The organism is Sphingobacteriaceae bacterium GW460-11-11-14-LB5 (assembly GCA_002151545.1).
In the GTDB taxonomy this organism is placed as follows: domain Bacteria; phylum Bacteroidota; class Bacteroidia; order Sphingobacteriales; family Sphingobacteriaceae; genus Pedobacter.
Genome location: CP021237.1, coordinates 4853631 through 4873596 on the forward strand (window position 1 = coordinate 4853631; position 19966 = coordinate 4873596).

Annotated in this window: 23 protein-coding genes; 12 read left to right on the plus strand and 11 right to left on the minus strand. The window is 38.7% G+C overall.

The genetic code is table 11. The features are described from left to right. Positions 1–487 precede the first annotated feature (487 nt). The 3 genes from CA265_19580 (at position 488) to CA265_19590 (ending at position 3666) form a co-directional block, all read left to right on the plus strand. Positions 488–1483 (plus strand): pyruvate dehydrogenase (acetyl-transferring) E1 component subunit alpha, encoded by a 996-nt coding sequence (locus CA265_19580; protein ID ARS41732.1) that lies wholly within the window; start codon positions 488–490, stop codon positions 1481–1483. A gap of 30 nt (positions 1484–1513) precedes the next feature. After that, positions 1514–3202, plus strand: a complete 1689-nt coding sequence (locus CA265_19585; protein ID ARS41733.1) for a pyruvate dehydrogenase — start codon at positions 1514–1516, stop codon at positions 3200–3202. Positions 3203–3387: 185 nt separating this feature from the next. Beyond that, positions 3388–3666 (plus strand): hypothetical protein, encoded by a 279-nt coding sequence (locus CA265_19590; GenBank protein ID ARS41734.1) that lies wholly within the window; start codon positions 3388–3390, stop codon positions 3664–3666. Positions 3667–3776: 110 nt separating this feature from the next. On the opposite strand, the gene CA265_19595 is transcribed toward CA265_19590, so the two are convergent. After that, on the minus strand, positions 3777–4154 hold the full coding sequence (locus tag CA265_19595) for a GxxExxY protein (GenBank protein ARS41735.1): 378 nt from the start codon (positions 4152–4154) through the stop codon (positions 3777–3779). 201 nt (positions 4155–4355) lie between these two features. Here CA265_19595 and CA265_19600 point away from each other — a divergent pair, with 201 nt between their 5' ends. The 4 genes from CA265_19600 to CA265_19615 all read left to right on the plus strand — a co-directional run bounded on the left by CA265_19600 (position 4356) and on the right by CA265_19615 (position 7524). Then, entirely contained in the window at positions 4356–4907 is a 552-nt protein-coding gene (locus CA265_19600; protein ARS41736.1) for a hypothetical protein, read from the plus strand. A 68-nt stretch (positions 4908–4975) separates the two neighbouring features. Beyond that, on the plus strand, positions 4976–6208 hold the full coding sequence (locus CA265_19605) for a serine hydrolase (GenBank protein ID ARS41737.1): 1233 nt from the start codon (positions 4976–4978) through the stop codon (positions 6206–6208). A gap of 255 nt (positions 6209–6463) precedes the next feature. Then, positions 6464–6769, plus strand: coding sequence for a hypothetical protein (locus tag CA265_19610; GenBank protein ARS41738.1), 306 nt, complete (start codon positions 6464–6466; stop codon positions 6767–6769). A 77-nt stretch (positions 6770–6846) separates the two neighbouring features. Then, positions 6847–7524: a metal-dependent hydrolase gene (locus CA265_19615; GenBank protein ID ARS41739.1), complete on the plus strand. Its 678-nt coding sequence runs from the start codon at positions 6847–6849 to the stop codon at positions 7522–7524. A 305-nt stretch (positions 7525–7829) separates the two neighbouring features. Here the strand turns inward: CA265_19615 and CA265_19620 are convergent, their stop codons facing one another. From CA265_19620 to CA265_19630, 3 genes are all read right to left on the minus strand, one after another. Next, a complete protein-coding gene (locus CA265_19620) occupies positions 7830–8174 on the minus strand; it encodes a hypothetical protein (protein ID ARS41740.1) in 345 nt (114 codons plus the stop codon). A 325-nt stretch (positions 8175–8499) separates the two neighbouring features. Continuing rightward, positions 8500–9360 carry a hypothetical protein gene (locus CA265_19625; protein ARS41741.1) on the minus strand — a complete coding sequence of 287 codons (861 nt, stop codon included), beginning with the start codon at positions 9358–9360 and terminating at the stop codon, positions 8500–8502. A 1-nt stretch (position 9361) separates the two neighbouring features. Further along, the gene (locus CA265_19630) at positions 9362–12169 is read right to left on the minus strand and encodes a DNA polymerase I (protein ID ARS41742.1); all 2808 of its coding nucleotides are present in this window, start codon (positions 12167–12169) and stop codon (positions 9362–9364) included. A 158-nt stretch (positions 12170–12327) separates the two neighbouring features. Here CA265_19630 and CA265_19635 point away from each other — a divergent pair, with 158 nt between their 5' ends. Both CA265_19635 and CA265_19640 read left to right on the plus strand, forming a co-directional pair. Next, a complete protein-coding gene (locus CA265_19635) occupies positions 12328–13098 on the plus strand; it encodes a hypothetical protein (protein ARS41743.1) in 771 nt (256 codons plus the stop codon). Between the two features lie 47 nt (positions 13099–13145). Further along, complete coding sequence (locus CA265_19640) at positions 13146–13826, plus strand: hypothetical protein (GenBank protein ID ARS41744.1); 681 nt, start codon at positions 13146–13148, stop codon at positions 13824–13826. A gap of 37 nt (positions 13827–13863) precedes the next feature. On the opposite strand, the gene CA265_19645 is transcribed toward CA265_19640, so the two are convergent. The 3 genes from CA265_19645 to CA265_19655 form a co-directional block, all read right to left on the minus strand. Beyond that, positions 13864–14403, minus strand: coding sequence for a GNAT family N-acetyltransferase (locus tag CA265_19645; protein ARS41745.1), 540 nt, complete (start codon positions 14401–14403; stop codon positions 13864–13866). After that, entirely contained in the window at positions 14403–14966 is a 564-nt protein-coding gene (locus CA265_19650; GenBank protein ARS41746.1) for a DNA-3-methyladenine glycosylase, read from the minus strand. Before CA265_19650 ends, CA265_19645 begins: the two co-directional genes overlap by 1 nt. A gap of 174 nt (positions 14967–15140) precedes the next feature. Beyond that, positions 15141–15494, minus strand: a complete 354-nt coding sequence (locus CA265_19655) for a carboxymuconolactone decarboxylase family protein (GenBank protein ID ARS41747.1) — start codon at positions 15492–15494, stop codon at positions 15141–15143. Between the two features lie 51 nt (positions 15495–15545). Here CA265_19655 and CA265_19660 point away from each other — a divergent pair, with 51 nt between their 5' ends. Then, a complete protein-coding gene (locus tag CA265_19660) occupies positions 15546–15905 on the plus strand; it encodes a hypothetical protein (protein ARS41748.1) in 360 nt (119 codons plus the stop codon). Here CA265_19660 and CA265_19665 read toward each other — a convergent pair. Beyond that, positions 15895–16227, minus strand: coding sequence for a cysteine methyltransferase (locus tag CA265_19665; GenBank protein ARS41749.1), 333 nt, complete (start codon positions 16225–16227; stop codon positions 15895–15897). The genes CA265_19660 and CA265_19665 overlap by 11 nt on opposite strands. Then, the gene (locus tag CA265_19670) at positions 16227–16877 is read right to left on the minus strand and encodes a tRNA (guanosine(46)-N7)-methyltransferase TrmB (protein ID ARS41750.1); all 651 of its coding nucleotides are present in this window, start codon (positions 16875–16877) and stop codon (positions 16227–16229) included. The genes CA265_19665 and CA265_19670 overlap by 1 nt, the downstream gene beginning before the upstream one ends. A gap of 113 nt (positions 16878–16990) precedes the next feature. Between CA265_19670 and CA265_19675 the strand changes: the two genes are divergently transcribed. Together CA265_19675 and CA265_19680 are read left to right on the plus strand one after the other, a co-directional pair. Next, complete coding sequence (locus tag CA265_19675) at positions 16991–17917, plus strand: GDP-fucose synthetase (GenBank protein ARS41751.1); 927 nt, start codon at positions 16991–16993, stop codon at positions 17915–17917. A gap of 139 nt (positions 17918–18056) precedes the next feature. Further along, positions 18057–18989: a DNA-binding transcriptional regulator OxyR gene (locus CA265_19680; protein ARS41752.1), complete on the plus strand. Its 933-nt coding sequence runs from the start codon at positions 18057–18059 to the stop codon at positions 18987–18989. Positions 18990–19136: 147 nt separating this feature from the next. On the opposite strand, the gene CA265_19685 is transcribed toward CA265_19680, so the two are convergent. Further along, positions 19137–19376, minus strand: coding sequence for a hypothetical protein (locus tag CA265_19685; GenBank protein ARS41753.1), 240 nt, complete (start codon positions 19374–19376; stop codon positions 19137–19139). Between the two features lie 38 nt (positions 19377–19414). Further along, the gene (locus CA265_19690) at positions 19415–19876 is read right to left on the minus strand and encodes a hypothetical protein (protein ARS43066.1); all 462 of its coding nucleotides are present in this window, start codon (positions 19874–19876) and stop codon (positions 19415–19417) included. Positions 19877–19966 lie beyond the last annotated feature (90 nt).

Consider the following 19966-nt stretch of genomic DNA (forward strand, 5'->3'; position numbering starts at 1 on the left):
CAGTTATGTTTGGGTATTCACTTACACATTAACGTACACCACATGGGCTTATTGTTGGTTGCCAAAAGTATTAATTATACAAATGTTATCCAAATGTTAGACGTTAAAAAACGAAAGTTATTAACATTTTTATTTTTTGCTCCTCATTTTTGTTCATAAACTTAGCTTAAAATTATCTTTTTAAAAAAAACGATTTAGTTCAATATTCTAAACAGGAATAAATCGGTGTTATTTTAAATTATGGAAATAAGCACATATGCAGAATTAAATTTCAGAATAAATTGATTCCATATTATGATAAAGGGCGTTGATTTAATTATAAGAAATCGCTATTAAATCGATATCGGTTCCCTGGTTTTATATTTAATTGTAAAACAACTGTTAAATCTGATTACAACCCTAATACTATGATGTTTTTACACTAAAAAGTGCCAAAAATTACAATAAAAAAATTAGATTTGCTGTCGCAAAAAACAAATACCCTAAAATGAGTGCAGTAGAAATAAATAAAGATACCTGGTTAAAGTGGTTTGAGTCGATGTTGCTGATGCGCAAATTCGAAGAAAAAACTGGCCAGTTATACGGACAACAAAAAATACGTGGCTTTTGTCATTTATACATTGGACAAGAAGCTGTAGTTGCAGGTGCAATATCTGCAATGCAAAAAGGTGATTCAATGATTACAACATACCGTGATCATGCTCATGCCTTAGCTTTAGGAGTTAGTGCTGATAGTATTATGGCAGAAATGTACGGTAAAGCTACAGGTTGCTCTAAAGGTAAAGGTGGTTCAATGCACATGTTCAGCAAAGAGCATAACTTCTACGGTGGTCATGCCATTGTTGGTGGTCAGATTCCATTAGGTGCTGGCGTTGCTTTTGCAGAAAAATACAAAGGAACTGATAATGTTAACATTTGTTATATGGGCGATGGTGCAGTGCGCCAGGGTGCATTAAACGAAACTTTTAACATGGCCATGCTTTGGAAATTGCCAGTTATTTTTGTTTGCGAAAACAATGGTTATGCAATGGGTACCTCAGTACAACGTACAACCAACATGACCGATATTTATAAAATAGGTTTAGGTTTTGATATGCCATGTGCACCAGTTGATGGTATGGATCCGGTTGCGGTACACAATGCAATGGACGAAGCGATCCAACGTGCACGTAAAGGTGAAGGACCTACTTTCTTAGAAATGAGAACTTACCGTTACCGTGGTCACTCGATGTCAGATCCGGCAAAATACCGTACCAAAGAAGAATTAGAAGATTATAAAGCAAAAGATCCGGTTGAGCACGCAAGAGAAACGATTCTTAAAGAAAAGTATGCAGATCAAGCCTGGATTGAAGAAGTAGAAGCTAAAGTAAAAGCAATTGTAGATCAGGCAGTAAAATTTGCTGAAGAATCTCCTTGGCCTGATGCATCTGAATTATACAAAGATGTATATATGCAACAGGACTACCCTTACGTAATGGACTAATATTAATAAGATTTCAATTAATTAGATATAATGGCTGATGTAATTAAAATGCCCAAAATGAGCGACACCATGACCGAAGGGGTTTTGGCAAAGTGGCATAAAAAAGTGGGCGATAAAGTGAAAAGCGGCGATGTTTTGGCAGAAGTAGAAACTGACAAGGCAACAATGGATATGGAATCTTATTGGGATGGTACGCTTTTATACGTAGGTGTAGAAGAAGGAACAGCTGTTCCGGTTGATGCCATCATGGCCGTTATTGGTAAAGAAGGCGAAGATTATAAAGCAGCATTGGAAGCAGAACAGTCGGGAAGTCAGGAGTCGGGAAGTCCGAAGTCTGAGCGCAAAGACGAAGCGCCTAAAGCTGAAGAGAAAAAAGAAGAAGCTCCTGCTCAGGGCGGTGGCTTAAGCGAAGAAGAATTAGCAGCAAAAGGTGTTACGGTTATCCGCATGCCTTTGTTAAGCGATACCATGACTGAAGGCGTAATTGCTGAATGGCATAAAAAAGTTGGCGATAAAGTAAAAGATGATGATGTGCTTGCTGATGTAGAAACCGATAAGGCAACTATGGAAGTAATGGGCTACGCAACCGGAACTTTATTACACATCGGTGTAGAGAAAGGTGCTGCTGCAAAAGTAAACGGAATTATCGCTATCGTTGGTCCTGAAGGAACTGATGTGAGCGGAATTTTAGCAGGTGGCTCAGCCCCGGCTCCAAAAGCAGAAAGTGCTGAAGCACCTAAAGCAGAAAAGTCTGCAACTGTTGCTGAAATTGAAACACCTAGAACTTCATCGTGTGGTACAACTACAGACAACGGTGATAGCCGCGTTAAAGCATCTCCTTTAGCTAAGAAAATTGCTAAAGACAAAGGGATCGACCTGGCACAGGTTGCAGGTAGTGCAGAAGGTGGCCGTATCATTAAAAAAGATATCGAAAACTTTAAACCAAGTGCAGCGCCAGCAAAAGCAGAATCTGCATCAGCTCCGGCTGCCGAGAAAGCTGCTGCTCCGGCACCAGTTATTCCTCAATATGTTGGTGAAGTTAAATTTACTGAAGCGCCCGTTTCGCAGATGCGTAAAGTCATTGCAAAACGTTTAGCAGAAAGTTTGTTCACCGCGCCACATTTCTATTTAACCATCAGTATTGATATGGACAACGCAATGGCTGCACGTACGGCTATTAATGCAGTTGCTCCTGTTAAGGTTTCTTTCAACGATATCGTAATTAAAGCGGTTGCCGTTGCATTGAAAAAACACCCTGCTGTTAACTCATCATGGGGTGGCGATAAAATCAGATTTAACGAACATACCAACATTGGTGTAGCTATGGCTGTTGAAGATGGTTTATTGGTACCGGTTGTGCGTTTCGCTGATGGCAAATCTTTATCACACATCTCTGCAGAAGTAAAAGATTTTGGTGGTAAAGCAAAAGCTAAAAAATTACAGCCAGCAGATTGGGAAGGTTCTACTTTCACTGTATCTAACTTAGGTATGTTTGGTATTGATGAGTTTACTTCAATTATCAACTCTCCTGATGGTGCAATTTTATCAGTAGGTGCGATACAACAAGTTCCTGTGGTTAAAAACGGTGCTGTTGTTCCTGGTAACGTAATGAAATTGACTTTGGGCTGCGATCACCGTGTGGTTGATGGTGCAACAGGAGCACAGTTCTTACAGACATTAAAAGGCTTATTAGAAGAGCCAATCAGGTTATTAGCTTAATCAGTTAGCAATTCACAGTTTTCAGTTTCATACTGATTACATATTAAGCCATCCCTTAGGGGTGGCTTTTTTGCGTTAAGGCGACCTACCGGTAAATGGCTAATAATTTGTTATTTTTGATTAGAACCTTAACTCAAAATAAATGAAAAAGATATTTCTTTTTGCAGCTCATCCACACCAAAAACATGAGCAGAGAAGCAGCTATTAAATATATGACAGACAATGAAGCCATTAGCACGGAAGGTGCTACTGCAGAAATTGAACGTTACATGGGCATACCTGCACAAGCTTTAGGTTATAAAACAGGTGCAATGAAAATAAGGGAGTTGAGAACCAAATATGAGAAAGAATTAGGTCCGAAGTTTAAACTGGCCGCTTTTCATACTGCAGTTTTAAAAGATGGATCATTCCCATTATCTGTTTTTGAAGCGAAAATGTATACCTGGGCGGAAAGCGAGAAGTAGTTTATATCTTTTGAATGATAAAAGAAAGATGTTTCCCGCAGATTTCGCAAAGAACGCAGATAGAATGATTCAACTCGGCGTTTTTCGTAGCGATCAGCGGGAAACATTTATCAAAGCCCATTCACTTTTCTCGATATCGACTGAGAAATGTCTGATGAATTAAAATTAACCAGTAACGCAAGTTTGAGACCGGAAAGCTTGAGGTATGTAAGCACTTGTTTATGATGTACAGGAGCAACTGTTTCTACAGATTTGATTTCAATAATTACCAAGTCATTTATTAACAAGTCTATCCTGTAGCCAGTATCTAGGGTTATACCTTCAAAAACAATCGGTAATTGCACTTGCCGCTTAACATTTAACCCATTTTCTGTTAAAACATAAGCCAGTACAGTTTCATAAGCAGACTCTAGTAGCCCTGGTCCTAATGTATTGTAAACTGTAAATATTGCTCCCCTTATTTGATAAGAGATATTGTTCTCATCCATGTTGAAAATTAGTTAGGTATTCTTAATCAGGATGATGAAATAAAAATATGATAATCTTGGTAATTATAAAAGTTGGTTCTTTGTTTTCTGTAGAATTAAAGTATATGACTCTGCGTTAATCATCTTAAATCTGCGGGAGAAAAACCCGCGAATTGTAAACCCTTTGCCAATTACTTTGTTAAATAATAAAACACCCAAATCATGGACAAAGAAAAATTGATTCAGGAAGCTTACCTGGTTGCGCATAAAATAGAGGAGAACGGCGATTTTCCGAATAATCCGAATTTGCCGCTAATGATTTACAAAGGTACCTTTAGGTTGCACCCTGATGATACTGAAGAAGTAATCAAAAGGGTTTTCGCGCAGAACGGATATACCAACGCCTGGGTAGATGGTATTTTTGATTACCACCATTACCATAGCAACACGCACGAAGTAATGGGCGTATTCTGTGGCAAAGCCGACGTACAGTTTGGGGGCGATCATGGTGTTTGTATAGAGCTGGACAAAGGTGATGTGGTTATTATCCCTGCAGGTGTAGCACATAAAAAACTGAACTCAACCGACGACTTCACTGTTGTTGGCGCCTATCCAAATGGTTTAGATTATGATATAAAATATGGCAAAGCTGAGGAGCGTCCTGAAGCAGATGAAACCATTGCCAAAGTGAAAAATCCAGACAGCGACCCTGTTTATGGAAGTAAAGGTCATTTATTTGAGTGCTGGTACAATCAAAATTGCGAAAATGTGTAAAACTCTTTCGTTTTAACCGTCTAAAATTCTTTAATTTTCGGGTTTTAAATACACTATCCTTAATATAAATGAATTTTCGATATATATGTTCAGCATTAGCCCTCTCTGTAACTTTACTAACCGCATGTTCAAGCAAGAAATCTGAAGAGAAAAAGGCCGCTGAAAAAAAAATCCGCACTAAAGACGACGACAAAGCAGATAGCCTCTTATTGGTTTATAACCCACAAAAAGGCGATAAATGGATTGCTGATTTTGTAGATAACCTGCACCGGAAATTCAATTTTAACGGCAATATGCTGGTCGCCAAAGACGGAAAAATTCTTTACGAAAAAGCCGTTGGATGGGCCGATTACCTGCACCGCGATAGTTTAACCATTAACTCAGAATTTGAGCTGGCTTCGATTACCAAAACATTTACCGGCACAGCGATTATGCAATTGGTAGAAGCAGGGAAACTTTCGTTGAACGATAATGTAAAAAAATTCTACCCCAACTTCCCATATGAAGGCATAACGGTGAAATTACTGCTTTCTCACCGCAGCGGTATGATGAATTATGTGTACTTCATAGATGATATCTGGCGTAAGGAAAAACGCAATATGAAAAAAGGCGTCACCAATCAGGAAGTAATGAATGTTATTGCTGAGCGGAAACCAAATCCATATACTAAACCCGATAACCGTTTTCACTACAATAACTCAAACTTTATGGTTTTGGGCGCCATTATAGAAAAGGTAACCGGACAACGTTATTCGCAGTATATGATGGAGCATGTGTTTAAACCTGCCGGATTAAAACATACACATGTGTACAGCACCACTGAGTATGAAAAAATTCCGGTTGATGTGGTTGGTCACGACCGCAATAGTTTTAGATACTCTGTAGCACAGAATTTTTTAGACGGTCCGGTTGGAGATAAAGGCATTTATAGTACGGTACACGATTTGGTATTATTTGATAAATACCTGAAAAACGGAAGATTACTGACCAAGAAGAGCCTGGATTCTGCGTATGTTGGTCGTAACAAACCAATAAACGGTCATTTTAACTATGGCTACGGCTGGAGGATGTTCGATGGCGACAAAATGGACAAAGTGGTTTACCACACCGGCTGGTGGCATGGTTTCCGCCATATTTATGTGCGGGATTTAGACAAAAACATTGTCATTATATTTTTAGGCAACCTTACTAACGGAAGTTTGATGCATCTTGACGAACTTTATAAACACTTCAATATGCCGGTTATCCGTAAGGGGGCTTATCATGGCAACGGCAGTTTACCGGGAAGCGACGAGGACTAATTAATATAAGGCCAGGAAAAAATCAGTATTTACGATCGGGGTTAATTGGCAAAGGCTTGTTAACGGAAGCTACGCGAACAGGACTTAATTGCTTAGCCCCGGGCGAAGCGGCATCCCTGAAGCGCAGCGAAAGGATATAGCGAAGAACGGGAACAAAGCTTAATCTGGTTGCTGTACCTGCGCTTCAAAAAACAAATATTTAGCTCACTAAAAAACAATTTACCCTAATTTCGTTTTATAATAAAAACACAAGTTATGTTCGATAAATTATTTGCGGCTCAACAAAAAGCCGAAGAAATTAAAAAACGCCTGGATACGATCTCGGTATTTGGCGAAGTAGAAAATGGTGCCATAAAAATCACCGCTACAGCAAACAAAGCCATCACCGGAGTTTCAATTGATGAGACGTTTTTGAAAAATGCCGATAAGGAAGAACTGGAAGAACTTTTGTTAACGGCTATTAATAAAGCTATGGCAAGTGCCGAACAGGTAAGCGCCGCCGAAATGCAGGCATCGGCACAAGATATGCTTGGCGGTTTAGGCGGTATGTTTGGGCAATAAGTGATACAATTGTTTTATTGTTAAATTGTTGTGTGCATTAATCTGAATGCGCAATACTAAATCCTGATACCACAATTATGAAATACACCTATTATGGCCAATCTTGTTTCTTGTTAGAGGCAGCAGGCAAAAAATTACTGTTCGATCCGTTTATATCGCACAATCCATTAGCTAAAAATATAGACATTAAAACCATTGAGGCCGATTATATCCTGGTTAGCCATGGCCATGGCGATCATGTGGCCGATTTGGTAGCGCTAGCTAGGCAAACACAAGCAACAGTTATAGCCATGCCAGAGGTAACAGATTGGGCAAGTAAACAAGGCGTTGAAAAAGTACATGGAATGAATTTTGGTAAATTTACTTTCGACTGGGGAGCGGTGCGCATGGTACCGGCTACACACTCATCGGGTTTACCAGATGGGAGTTATGGCGGAAATCCTGCTGGTTTTGTACTTGAAGTAGAGGGTAAACAGATTTACTTTGCCGGCGATACAGGTTTAACCATCGAGATGAAAGTTTTGGCGGATATTTACAACCTGGATTATGCCATCTTACCGATTGGAGGAAATTACACTATGGATGTGGATGATGCTTTGGTTGCAACGAAATATTTCGATTGCGACAAGGTAATCGGCGTACACTACAATACTTTCCCGGTAATCGAAATTGATACCAAAGCAGCTTTGGATAAATTTAAGCGGGAAAACAAAACCTTATTGCTGCCAGAAATTGGCGAAACGATAAGTTTGTAGCCTAATACGGATTACAAATCCGCCGTTCGAACAGTCGTGATTGCAAATCACGACCAACGAAAGGAGTGCAACGAAGTCGAGAGATCTATCTAGCAGATCTCTTCATTCTACTGCATTCCAGTCGATCACGACCAACGAAAATATTCATTATCTAAAATGATCGTCATGCTGAATTTAGTTCAGCATCTTTCCGGCTATTAAGACCCTTAAATGAATTCAGGGTGACGCCGCTAATATTAAATTGTTCTAAAACAAAAAAGGGCCTCCAAATTTCATTGGAGACCCTTCAAATTATAAACCTGAACCTAATTCTTTTTAGCGGCAGCAGCTTTGTTTGCTTTGTAACGCATATCAGCTGTTCCGTCTTTTTTAGTTGGACCAGCCACTTTAGTTACCGCTTTTGCTTTATTTTCTTTAAAACGCATATCTGGCGTACCATCTGCTTTTACTTTAGCAGCAGTAGTAGTGGTTTTAGTTTCTACTTTTTTAGCCTCTTGTTTTACGCCTGCTTTAACAGGTGCTGCGGTTGTTTTTACTTCTTTTTTTACAACTGTTTTAGCTTTAGCTGCAGGAGCCGTAGCTGGTGTCTGTGCAAATGCTGTTGTTAAACCAAATGCTGCGACTGCGATTAAACTCAATAACTTTTTCATAATACTTGGATTTGTTTTTTAGTAGTGATGAAGCTTCTTTGTTTCACTCGGAGGTTTCATCTTTTTCGATTTTTGTTTACTCGTTATTTGTTGATATAAAATTGATTAATCTGAATGAAGTTTTAATGAAGATAATAATTTTTAATAATTTATTACATGGTTTGGTATTATTACACTCTCGCTTTCTTAAGAATAAAGCTATAGCCTTTTAGTTAGCGATATCCCTAACTTCGGATAGTTGTTAGTTGCTGGGCACTAATTTTACATCTACTTTATCTTTCCAACTAAATTCCTTTTAGGAAGGTTCAGTTATCAAAAAAAATCATCAGTTAATCGTAAAGTTGATTGCAATTTTGATTTGCATAGCCATAGGTTCACCAAACAAAGTACCTGGAAGCCATGGAGGTGATAATTCGAGCACCCTAATGGCTTCCTGACTTAGGCTAACATGCGATGAGGAAAATATTTCAATGTTTGATAAATGGCCATCAGTATTTACCATTGCGGAACAAACTACCCGGCCAGTTAGATCGGGGTCGGGAAAACGAAGGGTTTTAGCTAGGAATTTATAAAACCTCGGATAACCGCCCTTGAAAATCGGCTCGGTTAAAATGTTTTTCTTCACTGTTGGCCGAGCATTTTGATCAAAATATGCACTCTCTGTTAAATCGCCTGTTGTATTATAAAGCTCTTTGCCTGCCAGTTGTTGGTTGAGGTAAAAGATTTTCCATTCCCCAGTTTTTAAACCCTGGCTAAAATTGCCCTGATATTTTACATGGTCCTTATTCCAAAAAGATTTAAATGGACCATCAAATTTATTGTTTAGGAAATGAATCTCTTGCGCTGTGTAGCCCAGAGAATCGTAAATTATCCATTTTCCTGTTTTAGCATTTTTATCATAATGTCCGTGGATAAAAAGCTTGCCATTCAAAAATTCCTGGTAACTCCCATTATGTACGGTCAGTTGTTCATCGGCAAAGGTCTCTTTTTTGAGTAGAACAAAATTTTTATCGGCGGTAGTTTTAACCCACGCCGTTGTATCTCTCCTATTAATTTTATAGACGCTCACATTTTCCCCTTTTGCTGGGCTGCCGCCAAAATTATAGGTAATCAGTGTATCGCTTTTTTGCGCCAAACATCCAATGGATATGAAGCAGCATACAATATACATGGAGAACGCTTTCATGTTAGTGTGCGGCCAACCAATTATCGCCCTCACCAATTTCTACCACTATTGGCACCGTTAATTTAATGGCATTGGCCATTTTATCCTGAATAATTGCTTTCATTGCTTCTTTTTCTGATCTCAGCACATCAAATACCAACTCATCATGCACCTGCATGGTCATGGTTGATTGTAAATTTTGTGCTTTCATCTCTTTATGGATATTGATCATGGCAATCTTGATCATATCAGCCGCAGAGCCTTGAATCGGCGCGTTGATGGCATTTCGTTCTGCAAAACCTCTTACCGTTTGGTTGGCAGAGTTAATGTCTCTTAAATAACGTCTTCTGCCCATTATCGTTTCTACAAATCCGTTCTCGCGGGCGAAGTTCATCGTATCGCTCATGTAACGTTTAATACCCGGATATTGCGCGAAATATTGTTCTATAATTTCGGCAGCCTCTTTACGCGGAATACCTAAGTTTTGCGATAAACCAAAAGCAGACTGACCATAAATGATTCCGAAGTTAACGGCTTTGGCATTTCTACGCTGCGTTCCATCTACCTCTTCTATACTTACGCCATATACTTTTGCTGCTGTTGCCGTGTGGATATCGATTCCTTTATTAAAAGCATCCAGCATATTCTCTTCCTTACTGATTTCGGCAATAATGCGCAATTCTATCTGTGAATAATCGGCCGATAACAAGATGTGATTTTCGTCTCTTGCAATAAAGGCTTTACGCACCTCTCGGCCACGCTCGGTACGGATCGGGATATTCTGCAAATTTGGATTGTTTGAGCTTAACCTTCCCGTTGCCGCAACAGCCTGATTGTAGGAAGTGTGCACCCTGCCGGTTTTGGGATTAACCATTAATGGCAATGCATCCACGTAGGTCGATTTAAGCTTCTGTAACTGGCGGAAATCTAAAATATCCTGTACAATATCACTTTTACTGGCCAGAGCTAATAAAACATCTTCACCGGTTTGATACTGGCCTGTCTTCGTCTTTTTAGCTTTCGGATCGAGCTGAAGTTTATCAAATAAAACCTCTCCCAATTGTTTTGGCGAAGCCAGGTTAAATTTAATTCCAGCTTTGTCGTAAACATTCTGCTCAAACTTGATAATTTCGGTTTCGAGCTCTTTAGAATAGGCTTTTAAGGTTTCGATATCAATGCGAACACCTTCTTTTTCTATATCTGCCAAAACGTAAACCAAAGGGTTTTCAATTTCTTCGGCTAATTTAGCTGCATTTAGTTCTTTTAATTTTGGCTCGAAGATATGTGCCAGCTGTAAAGTCACATCGGCATCTTCAGCTGCATAATCTACCACATCAATTACCGGCACATCGCGCATGGTGCCCTGGTTTTTGCCTTTTGCACCAATCAGCTTGGTAATGGAAATAGGCGAGTAACCAAGATAGTTTTCAGACAATACATCCATACCATGGCGGGTATCAGGATCAATCAGGTAGTGGGCAAGCATGGTATCAAAGAGTTTACCTTTTACCTCTACGCCGTACCATTTCAGCACTAAAATATCGTATTTGGTATTCTGACCAATTTTTTCAATTTCTTCATTTTCCAATACCACCTTAAACTCATCAACAATAACCTGAGCTTCTTCTCTGGCCGCCGGAACGGGTATATAATAGCCTTTACCTGGTTTTATGGAGAAAGATAAACCAACCAAATCGGCCATGTTTGCATCGGTACCTGTGGTTTCCGTATCAAATGAGATCCGTTTTTCAGCCAGTAATAATTTAATCAGATCTGCACGTTGCTCAGCAGTGTCAACCAACTGATAATCGTGTTCGGTGTTTTCAATGGTTTTAGCCGGAAGCTTTTCTGCTGGTTCTTCTTCGAGCGTATTGGTATATTGAATGGCTTCCCCTGTCTGGTTACCGAATAAATCGGTCTGCGTACCTTCCTGAAAGCGTGCTGTAGTAACCGAAAATTCATCGCCAAATACCCTGCGGCCCAAAGTCCTGAATTCTAATTCGGTAAACAACGGTTCCAATAGATCGCGGCTAGGATCGCAGAGTTCTAAGCTGGCCTCGTCCAATTCAACGGGAACATCTAATAAAATCGTAGCCAGTTTTTTCGATATTAAACCTTGTTCAGCAAAATTTTCTACGTTTTCGCGTTGTTTTCCTTTTAACTCATGCGAGTTTGCAATAATGTTCTCCATAGAACCATATTGTTTGATCAAAGCTTTCGCTGTTTTCTCGCCAATGCCTGGAATACCTGGAATATTATCCACTGCATCGCCCCATAAACCTAAAATATCGATAACCTGCAGCACATTTTCAATCTCCCATTTCGCTAATATTTCCTTTACCCCCAATATTTCCATATCGTTACCCATACGGGCAGGTTTGTAAATGAAAATATTTTCGGAAACCAATTGAGCAAAATCCTTATCAGGCGTCATACAGTAAACCTGGTAACCTTTTAGTTCAGCTTTTTTGGCCAGTGTACCAATAATATCATCGGCCTCGTAACCATCAGAGGTGATTACCGGAATATTAAAACCAGTGATTAATTTGATCACATAAGGCATGGCAGCTGCTAGGTCTTCGGGCATGGCCTGACGTTGTGCTTTATAAGCCTCAAAAGTTGTATGCCTTTCAGTTGGTGCCTCGGTATCGAAAACGACCGCAATGTGCGTTGGTTTTTCTTTCTTCAAAACATCTAACAAAGTATTGGTAAAGCCCATTACTGCTGATGTATTGATGCCTGTTGAGGTAAAACGAGGGTTTTTACTTAATGCAAAATGCGCCCTGTACATCAGCGCCATACCATCTAGGAGAAAGAGTTTTTTATTCATGTGATTACACCGGTTTAATGATTAGACCGACAAATAGATTTATCGAGTGATAAAAGTAACCAAAGTTAGTCATATCACTAAAATGCTTTTTCAACAAAAAAAATAAATTATTTATTGAAATCTCTTATTTTAAGCATCATCAAAATAAAAACGCTTTTATGAAAACTTGCTACACCTTAATTTTTTGCTTAATTGCCTGCTTAACCAAGGCTCAACTCCCATCCGATACCTTGATGACCTACATCACTTTCGAAAACCTAAAAGGACCTGATGATGCTTATGGCGCATCAATAGACCGGCCCATAGGCAGTGGGGCTTTTAAAAACATCAGCGACCGAGATAATTTAAAAGTAAGAATGGCCAAACTGGAAAATTCTTACCGCTGGCCAAATGGATCAAAAATCGATTTTACTAAAAGAAGTAGTCAGCATTCAAGTACTGGTATTGTAGATCGCTATACTTTGATAAATCCCGATTCAAAAGATACGGTATTCCTTTTTGTTGACCCTTACAAAACCGATTCTACATTTTATATCCCCAAAGGATTGGTTGTGGTTAGCAAAGCGGCTCTGGCAAAAGAAATTGCAGTACAGCTAAAAGCAATTGATGATATTAATGCGGCTAAAGATGCTTTTAGCAAAGAGCAGGAAAATATTAACAAGATTGCCAACTACATAGCCAGTAATGTAGGGCTGGTTAATTTTATTGACCGGGAAAACTTACGTAAAGTGATGACTGATACGCAGGCTGATCCGGAGCTAAAGAATTACCTGTTTAAGCTTTATGTTTTGAATAAATTTTATGCATTGGGCAAAAACATCCCCAACACAAAAGCTTATGCCTTAAATAAAATGAAAGAATCATTTATTAATTTCCAAAAAGAACATCCTGATGTAGCAGCGGGCAATATCAAAATTAACCTGAATTAGTATGTTTTGGAATTAAGTTCCGTTATTTGTGAAAAGCAATTGATCAAATGAAATTTTTATTATCTGTTTTTCTTTTCTTATTTACGCTAAATCAACTTTCAGCTCAGGATTTTATCGTTAAAAACAATGATGATGTCATCCGCGGGACGATAAAGGGAACCGATTATTTTTCTGTGTTTATCAGTGCCAATGATGAAGCGGATGTAATTTTGCCGGCAAAGGATGTTAAAAACTTCTTCTGGAACGGTGATAGTTTTGTAAGCAAGGGTTTTGCAAATGGACGCAATTTCGAATATCGTTTTGTTAAGATAATCGAAATGGGAACGGTTAATCTTTATTCTTTTGGCGGAGGCACCCTGGTTCCAGAGGTGAAAGAGAAAAAAGTAAAATTCAGGCCATCAATTGGCATTGGTACCGGAACCGGCGGTTATGGTGGCATGGGCATGGGTGGAGGTATCAGCATCGGTGGCGGACGCAGCGCTTCACCAGAAAGACCAGCAGGAGCACCCGTTATCCGTTACTTTATTGAAAAGCCTGGTGCCGGACCTTTACAGGAAGTACCCATGAAAGCGATTACGGAGGATACCAAAAAAACAGAGGTTAAAAATATTCTATTACAAAAAATCGGTGATCAGCCCGCCTTAAAAGCCAAAGTAGAAGCCGGGACAGATTTTAACAGCCGGGATGTAATTGAATGGGTGAAGGAGTATAACGCGACAAAGAAATAGCGCTAGGATTAACTGATTTCAGGATTGCAAGATCCCTTTAAATATCTTCGGGCTTTAGTTTTACATAAATTGCTAAACTGATAAGCTTATCGTTTTTAATTTCACAGCTCTCCATTGTTTTTTGATAATCAAAATCAAGTTTTTGCAAGACCCTTTTACTGTTTTCGTTTTGAGTTTCAACCATAGCCTCGATTTTTCTTAAGCCTAATTTCTCGAAGACATAGTTGCAAATTGGATTAGCTACCTCTTTAATAATACCTTTTCCCCAATGTGTGGGCAAGAGCCAGAAACCTATTTCAGCCTTTTGATCCGTTTTACTTAAATCATTAAATCCTATGGCACCTAAAGGATCAAGGCTTTCTTTATCACAGATTGCCCACCAGATACCTGTTTCATTTTTTTGAAGGTCATTGAACCAGATCAATTGCTCATTGGTTTCCTCTAGGCTTGCATAACGCACACCATAATAGCGAATCACATCAGGATGTGATAATCCTTCAAAAATAAATTTTAGATCGTCAGAACAAAATTGCCTCAATAAAAATCTATCAGTGCGTAATGTAACTGAAGCAAACATTACCTTGCGCAACAGTTTAGTAAATGATCGTTAACCATGCCGGTCGCCTGCATGTGGGCGTAACAGATCGTGGTGCCGAAAAATTTAAAGCCCCGTTTTTTCATGTCTTTACTGATTTGGTCGGATAGTTCAGTCCTTGGCGGAACATCGCTCATTTTTTCGATGTGATTTTGGATCGGTTTACCTCCAGGAACAAAACCCCACATGTATTTAGAGAAACTGCCAAATTCTTTCTGGATTTCGATAAACAGTTTAGCGTTGGTAATGGCACCGTTAATTTTTAAACGGTTGCGGATAATGCCCTCATCGTTCATTAAGCGTTCTACATCTTTTTCAGTAAAAACAGCTACCTTGTTCACATCAAAACCAGCAAAAGCTTTACGGTAGTTTTCCCTTCTTCGAAGTATGGTAATCCAGCTTAAACCAGCCTGAGCACCTTCCAGTATTAAAAACTCAAATAAGATTTTATCATCGTAAACAGGCTTTCCCCATTCTTCATCATGGTATTTGATATAAAGCGGATCGGAGCCAGCCCAGGTGCAACGGGTTATTGAGTTTTGCATAATATCACCTTTCGAAAAATTTAAATTAAAATATTCTTTACAAACTGTTAAAACAGTGATCAATAAAATGTGCTCGTCACCCTGAATTTAGTTCAGGGTCTTTCCTCAAGATATTTTTATTGCAAAAAGATGCTGAAACAAGTTCAGCATGACGCGTGCGTAAAATAAACAGCTCTAAACGCCCAACTCCGAACTCAACTCATCCCAATACTCCACAGCTCTCCTGTAATGAGGAATTACAATACTACCACCCACCAGATTGGCAATCATGAAAATTTCGTTCATCTCCTCATGGTTTACGCCGGCATCAAAACATTTACCTAAATGGTATTTAATGCAATCATCACAACGCAAAACCATTGAGGCTACCAGACCTAACATCTCTTTCGTTTTAACATCTAAAGCTCCATCAGCATAGGAGGTGGTATCCAGGGCAAAAAAACGTTTAATATTTGTGTTCGCCGTTTCCATTATCCTATCGTTCATTTTCTCACGATAGCCGTTAAATTCTTCTACAAGCTTTCCCATATTCTAAAATCTTTTTTAACTATTATTTGTTAGAGATATAAACATTTGATTATGAAAATGATATCTCCAAAATTTCATGCTGTTTTAGACTACCTATTAGTAATGCTTCTATTGGCTTCACCTGATGTTTTTGTCCTTTCTAAAACTGCTTCAACACTGGCATATGTGCTGGGCATTATTCATTTTTTATTAACAGTGTGCACTAACTTTAGTGGAGGCATTTTTAAAATTATTAACCTTAAACTTCATGGCCTTATCGAATTTTTTGTCAGTATTGTTCTTGTCATTTTAGCCTTTACGCTTTTTAAAGGAAATTTAGTTGACGAAATTTTCTACGCCTGCCTGGGCTTATTGATTTTGATTATTTTTACCCTTACTGATTATAAGCGAAGTTTACCCGTTATATTGTAATTTCTTCAATCGGATTCCAGAATACCTTTTTAAAGTTAACCACCTTATCGTTCTTTACTTCAACGCCTTCGTTTCTTAACAGTTCTTCCATTAACTCCGGAGGTTTGAAATGAAACTTCCCGGTCAGTAAACCACTACTGTTTACTACCCTATGGGCAGGTACTTTGGGGTGGGCTGTTCCGGCATAAAGCATGGCATGCCCCACCATTCGTGATGATTTTGCAGCACCCAAACTTTTAGCGATGGCTCCATAAGAGGTTACCCTTCCCTTCGGAATTAACCGGGCAATCTCATAAACCTGTTCGTAAAAGTTGGTATCCATTATTCAAAAGAAAACTGAATATAATTAATATTTTTATCGTGTAGCAAGTATTTTTTCTCGTAATAGGTTTTGATCGACAATACCTCATCAACTAGATCAGAAGTATACAGATGATCGGTATTTTTATGTACAGGCAAGCCTAATTCTGCCACTTTTTCGCAAGTATAAGCATACAATTGGTCGTTATCTGTTTTCAAATTAACATTACCTCCCGGCTTTAAAACAAGTTTATAACGGTTCAGGAATGCTGGAAAAGTCAACCGTTTTTTCTCACGGCTATCTTGTGGTTGCGGATCGGGGAAAGTGATCCAGATCTCGTCAATTTCTCCTTCGTTAAAATAATCCAGTAAATTTTCAATCTGGATTCTTAAAAAAGCAACATTGTTAATTCCATCTTCAATAGCTGTTTTGGCCCCCCTCCAAATGCGGTTGCCTTTATAATCAACGCCTATAAAGTTTTTTTCAGGGAACAGCCTGGCTAAATTCACCGAATATTCGCCTTTTCCACATGCCAGCTCAAGCACAATGGGATTCGTATTTTTAAAATGTGCTGAAGCCCAGTTTCCCTTTAAAGCTTTTCCTTGTTCCAGTTGATATACGTTTGCAAATGTTTCGATTTCTGCAAAACGCCTAAGTTTATCTTTACCCAAAAGTTTTTTTTCTGCAAAAATACAATTAAATCAATAATCGAAGTTTCTTTTGCCAGAAAGATTAATGCCATTCTTATTTAGGAATCGTATTTTTGTAGCCTATAAAAAATACCGTGGAAAAAAACGCTAAAATATATGTTGCAGGCCATCGTGGCATGGTGGGTTCGGCCATTTACCGCAAACTGCAAAAAGAGGGTTATGAGCATATTGTAACTAAAACTTCGGGCGAATTAGATTTACGCAACCAACAGGCCGTTACAGATTTCTTTGCTGCAGAAAAACCAGACTACGTATTTCTTGCCGCCGCAAAAGTGGGTGGAATTGTAGCCAACAATACTTATCGCGCCGACTTTCTTTATGAGAATTTAGCCATACAAAATAATGTAATCCACAATGCTTATGTAAGTGGCGTTAAAAAACTCATGTTTTTGGGTTCGAGTTGTATTTATCCTAAAATGGCTCCACAGCCCCTAAAAGAAGATTACCTTTTAACCGGAATTTTGGAGCACACCAACGAGCCTTATGCCATTGCAAAAATTGCAGGCATCAAAATGTGTGATGCCTACCGCGATCAGTATGGCTGTAATTTTATCTCGGTAATGCCAACAAATTTGTATGGTTTTAATGATAACTATCACCCTCAAAATTCGCATGTTTTACCTGCTTTGATCCGTAAGGTACATGAGGCAAAAGCAAACAACGAAAAAGAAGTAGTGGTTTGGGGATCGGGTTCGCCCATGCGCGAATTTTTATTCGCCGATGATTTAGCAGATGCCTGTTATTTCTTAATGCAAAACTATAACGAGCCGCACCTGATCAATATTGGTACGGGACACGATTTAACCATTAAAGACCTGGCTTTATTGATTAAAGATGTTTTGGGCTTTGAAGGAAAATTGGTGTTTGATGCCACTAAACCCGATGGAACACCACGTAAATTAATGGACGTAAGCAAACTCCACAATTTAGGCTGGAAACATAAAATCGAGCTCCCTGAGGGTATAGCTTTGGCTTATCAGGATTTCGAAAGCAGATATTAAAATAATGATTGAATGAGAGGAGGGTTGAATCACAGAATGCTTTAATCCGCTTCCATTCAATCACTCATTAATTTGCTCATTCCATAATTTTATATAGTTAGAATTTATATATTTGAAAATATAAATCAATTTTACCTATATGACTTTAGTTCAGCTAGAATATATTGTTGCTGTAGATACTTACAGAAGTTTTGTTACTGCTGCAGATAAGTGTTTTGTAACGCAACCTACCTTAAGCATGCAGGTGCAAAAACTGGAGGAACTGATTAGCGTTAAAATTTTCGATAGGAGCAAACAGCCTGTAAGCCCGACTGAAATTGGCGCCCAGATTATTGCCCAGGCCAGAATTATTTTACAGGAAAGCGGCAAGATTAAAGAACTCATCAGCAGTCAGCAGCAGGATGTTCTTGGCGAATTAAGAATAGGTGTTATCCCAACTGTTGCACCATATCTGCTGCCCGAAGTGATTTCGGCCATGCTGGATAAATACCCTGAACTAAAACTTTTAATCTGGGAATATACCACCGAAGATATTATTCACCACCTAAAAACAGGTGTATTGGATTGCGGTATTTTGGCCACACCACTTACCGACCCGAACATTACCGAAACCCCATTATATTACGAAAACTTTGTAAGCTACATCAGTAAAAACAGCAAGCTTTACAAAAAGAAAGCAGTTGATGCCGAAGATTTGAATGACGAAAATATCTGGCTTTTAAACGAGGGTCATTGTATGCGCAATCAGGTATTGAACATTTGCCGTTCCACCAAAAACAACAGGTTACAAGGACTGGAATACAACACCGGTAGTGTAGAAACCCTGGTGCGCATGGTTGATTTAAACGGAGGTGCAACATTATTGCCTGAATTGGCCATAACCGAATTAAATGCAAAACAGACCAATAAAATCCGTCATTTTAAATCGCCTGAGCCTGTGCGCGAGATCAGTCTGGTCACACATAAAAACTTCATTAAAAAGCGAATGCTTAATGCTTTAAAAGATGAGATTTTAGAAATTATCCCTAAAACCATGAAGCAAAAAAAGAAAAAAGATATTGTTGGGATATAAGTTACAGCTCGCTTCACGATCGTCATTTCGAGCGGAGTGTAACGTAGCCGAGAACCACGAAGTGCTCAGCGAAGCTAAATCTATCCTATATAGATCTCTCCATTCCACTGCGCTTCAGTCGAGATGACGACTTTTCTATAAAATTGATTATTCTACGGCATCGGAAACTAATTTCTTATCTACATGTTCAGCTAATTTATAGCCTGCTGCAGCTGGATTTTTATCCTCTAAAAAGATCAAAATAATTAATGAAATAATGGGAATTAAAAAGGAAATGAAAAACCAGAACCAAAAATTCCGGCCGGTTCTTTTTGCCAAAAAACCTGCAAGTAATTGTGGCGACAATAATAGTCCGAGCACAATGGTGCCTAGTATTATCTCTGGCATTTGTTATTGAATTAACCGATTACAAAAGCGCTAAATGCTTAAAGATCTTGTTTTTGTATTGGAGGTGCAGATAGCAATCCTTTAATATCGCTTTCCACTTCTTCCTCTTCGCCTTTTTTCTTTTTCTTGTTTTTCGCTTTTAAACCTTTACCACTTAAACGTTCCTCAATGATTTTGTCATATTCGGTTTGTTGCTCTGGTCTTAAAACATTGCGGATATTCTTCGAGGTTTCATTCTGGAGTTTATAGAATTTATCTACATCCTCTTCGCGCGAGTTGCCTGCCTGTTGTCTTTTAATTAAATCAGCCTGTTCTTTAGCCTGGTTGTAGGTAAAGCTGTAGATTACGCTTTTTTGCGTTCCATTTAGTTTTAACCGCTTATCCAGATCCTCCACATTCTTCTGTGCAATTTCCGTTGGAGTTGGTACTTTATTCTGTTGTGCACGCACCAATCCATTTACACCAACAATAATTAAAAATAAAATTACAAGCCTTTTCATTTCGAACATTTTATACCTGCGAAGTTACTTAATTATCTTAAAACAAGAAAGTCCCGATTTACATCGGGACTTCTCTCAAATTTTATTGAA